This window comes from Acetobacter okinawensis JCM 25146 (assembly GCF_000613865.1).
GTDB lineage: Bacteria > Pseudomonadota > Alphaproteobacteria > Acetobacterales > Acetobacteraceae > Acetobacter > Acetobacter okinawensis.
In genome coordinates this window covers 1-3,439 of sequence record NZ_BAJU01000087.1, presented here as the reverse complement: position 1 = coordinate 3,439, position 3,439 = coordinate 1, and the positions used below count along the sequence as shown (strand labels likewise).

The following is a 3,439-nucleotide window of genomic DNA, read 5'->3' as shown; positions in this document are numbered from 1 at the left end:
TAGCCGCTGCTGCGGCAGCACAGCCACGCCAGCCAGCCCCGGCTCCGGCCCCGGCAGCCTCCAAACATGCCAACCTGTTCAGCGAGCCGCCGCGCCCTTCGGCCTACCCTGTGCAGGACCCCAACGCACGCAGCCTGTTCGGGCGGGTTACCGGCGCTTTTCGCCGCGCCTCCACGCCAGATACCCGGCAGGAACCCGTAGCGCAGTCGCACCCGACCATCAGCCAGGCCGAACAGGGCGCTCCCCGCCATGGGGAAGGCGATACCGGGCTGGAAATTCCGACCTTCCTGCGCCGTTAAACACCAGTGTGCATACCCCGCCCGACAACCCTGAACCACAGGGCGGGGTATGAAACACATGGCAATAATCATTGACTCGCATCTGACCCGCTCAGGCCCTAGCGTTACCGTGTCATAACTTCCACACGACCATGGGGCGGTTCAGGATCATGGACAATCTGTCAGCGGCACTTACCCCACGTTCCACACCTGCGGAGAGTCTCCCGGTCCCTATGCGACAGATACGCACCAAACCCGATGCGGCCCAACATACGCTGCACCACGCCATCTCTGCCGTGGGTATTGGCCTGCATACGGGCCGCTCCATCAACATTACTCTCAAACCTGCCCCCGCCGGGCATGGCATTGTGTTCCAGCGGACGGACCTGCCCATGGCAGCCCCCCTGCCCGCACGGTATGATTATGTGGTGGAAACACACCTGAGCACCGTTCTGGGGGATAAACACAACCCCGAAAACCGGGTCGCCACTGTTGAACACCTAATGTCCGCCCTGTGCGGGTGCGGCATTGATAACGCCCTGATTCTGGTTGATGGGCCAGAAACCCCGGTTTTTGATGGCTCGGCCACGGATTTTGTGTTCCTGCTCGACTGCGCCGGTCGCACGGCGCAAAGCCTGCCCCGCAAAGTCGTGCGGGTTATGCAGCCTGTGCGGGTTGAACACCAGAATGCTTGGGTGGAACTCCTCCCCCACAATGGCCAGCACACACACCTGTCCATGAGCATTGACTTTCCGGCCAGCGCCATTGGTGTGCAGAGCTACGCTCTGGATTTAACGCCCTCCTCCTTCCGCAGCGAGCTCGCACGCAACCGCACTTTTGCTGCGGGAGGAGATTGAAGCGCTGCACAAAGCCGGGCTGGCACTTGGTGGTTCTTTGGACAACGCCATTGTTGTGGACAACGATCAGGTGCTCAACCCGACCGGCCTGCGCTGCCCGGACGAGTTTATCCGCCACAAGATCATGGATGCGGTGGGCGATCTCTATCTGGCCGGATGTGTGCTTCAGGCCAGCTTCCGGGGGCATCGCTCCGGCCATAAGCTGAACAACCAGCTCCTCCACGCCCTGTTTGCCCAGACCTCCGCATGGCAGGACATGACAAACCGGCAAGCCGCCTCCGCTGCGGCGTGAGACTCTTTTTATCAAGACACATGCAATAATCGGCGTTTCTTTGCTTTTCTTGACCCGCTGACATGCTATAAGATTTCGTCTCGATCTGAAGAGCCGGTATGTTTGATATTTCTATAAAAACACAGTCAGTCCGCCGTCGTCTGCCGTTCCTGCTCTCAGCTTTTGCGCTGTTAGGGCTTGCGGACTGCAGCCTTTTGACTGGCAGCAGCAAGACCCCTCCGGCCCCCAAAATTGCGGCACCAGAGACACTCTATAATAACGGCATAGACGCCCTGCGCACCCGCCGTTACGAACTGGCCGCCGCTGAGTTTGAAACACTCCAGCAGAACTACCCCTATTCGGGCTACATCCCCAACGCGCAGTTGATGGAAGGGTATTCCTACTACCTTAAAGGTAAATACCCCGAAGCCGTGCAGCAGCTTAACCGCTTTATCAGCCTGCACCCCACCAGCGCCGATTCCGCTTATGCCTACTACCTGCGCGCACTCTGTTTTTATGAGCAGATCGCCGATGTCCAGCGTGACCAGCAGGGTACGGCAGAAGCCATGGATGCACTGGAAGAAGTGGTCACCCGCTTCCCCCAGAGCAAATATGCCCGTGATGCCCAGTTGAAAATTGACCTGTGCCGCGACCATCTGGCCGGGAAGGAAATGCTGGTTGGCCGCTACTACCAGCGCGAGCGCAATTATGAAGGGGCGATCAACCGCTACCAGCGTGTTGTGCAGGATTTCCAGACAACTAACCACGTGCCCGAAGCTCTTGAGCGCATGGTGGAAGTCTACCTTGATCTGGGGTTGACCGACCAGGCCCGCAAATCGGCTACCGTACTGGGGTACAATTATTCCAGCAGCAAATGGTACCGTTTTGCGTATGACAAGCTGAAAAACCATAACCTGCTGGACGGCAAACTGCCCGTGCCGGGGCAGGCGGTAACGCCGACTGCCAAACAGAATCTGGACACATCCCATACGTCGGACACGCGTGATGAGCGTATGGCAGCACCGGCTGCCATGCACCAAGCAGTCCGTCCCCGGCGACTGCACCAGCTCAGGCTGCGCCGAGCACGCCTGTTACGGCGCAGCCGCTGACAACACCGCCGCCCGCAACCAAAAAGTAATACGCGCTTTGTCGCTTTTTCTCTTGAAATAAGAACACAACCAGAACATACAGAACCTGCCTTTCCTGCCCGCAGCAAAGGCAGGTCTGTGCAGGCCCACGCGGGAGCAGGCGTGAGCGTTAGGTCTGTTCCGCAGACTCCAGTCATTTCAGGTGTGAACCTAAAAGCCGGATGTCGCCATGCTGACACATCTTTCCATCAGAGACGTTGTGCTGATCGAGGCACTCGACCTGACCCTCCACCCCGGCTTTACCGCCCTGACGGGGGAAACGGGGGCAGGCAAATCCATTTTGCTGGACAGTCTGGGTCTGGCCATGGGCGAACGCGCAAACGCCGGTCTGGTCCGCTCCGGGGCAGAGGAAGCGCGTGTAACCGTCTGTTTTGAGGCACCACCCCACCACACGGTCTATGACCAGCTGGAAGAACAGGGCATTCCTGCCGACAAAGGCGAGCCACTGGTCCTGCGCCGCGTTATCTCGCGCGAGGGGCGGTCGCGCGCATGGGTCAATGACCAGCCTGTGGGCCTGACCCTGCTGCGCAAGGTTGCGGCAACACTGATAGAAATTCAGGGCCAGCATGAACAGATGGGACTGGCCGATGCCACCACCCATCGCGGTCTGCTGGATGCCTATGGAATCAAACCGGCACTCCTTAAAAAAGTCGCGCAGGCTTTTACCCACTGGCAGGACCTGCGCCAAACGCTTGCCAATGCCGAACAGGCGCTGGAAGACGCCGCGCGGGAGGAGGAATGGCTACGCCACACAGTGGATGAACTCTCCACCCTTGCCCCCCAACCGGGGGAAGAAAGCCTTCTGGCCCAGCAACGCCACAGCCTTCAGCAGGCCGAGCGCCGGGGCGAGGCCGTAGCCGCCGCCCTGTCCGAGCTTACCCCGCG

At 59.7% G+C, this 3,439-nt stretch carries 2 protein-coding genes and 2 pseudogenes; all 4 read left to right on the top strand.

Annotated elements, in window-relative coordinates; genetic code table 11:
- A pseudogene (locus tag JCM25146_RS15570) lies at nt 1–299 on the top strand (cell division protein FtsZ); the annotation flags it as partial.
- A gap of 149 nt (nt 300–448) precedes the next feature.
- Nucleotides 449–1,427 (top strand): annotated as a pseudogene (gene lpxC / locus JCM25146_RS20175) (UDP-3-O-acyl-N-acetylglucosamine deacetylase).
- A 98-nt stretch (nt 1,428–1,525) separates the two neighbouring features.
- Nucleotides 1,526–2,515, top strand: a complete 990-nt coding sequence (locus JCM25146_RS15560) for an outer membrane protein assembly factor BamD (RefSeq protein ID WP_025829192.1) — start codon at nt 1,526–1,528, stop codon at nt 2,513–2,515.
- 208 nt (nt 2,516–2,723) lie between these two features.
- On the top strand, nt 2,724–3,439 hold a 716-nt coding region (locus JCM25146_RS15555; RefSeq protein ID WP_025829191.1), incomplete at its 3' end, for an AAA family ATPase.

Excerpts from the sequence above, each read along its gene's own strand:
- JCM25146_RS15560 (WP_025829192.1), top strand. The coding sequence starts at position 1,526 with ATGTTTGATATTTCTATAAAAACACAGTCAGTCCGCCGTCGTCTGCCG.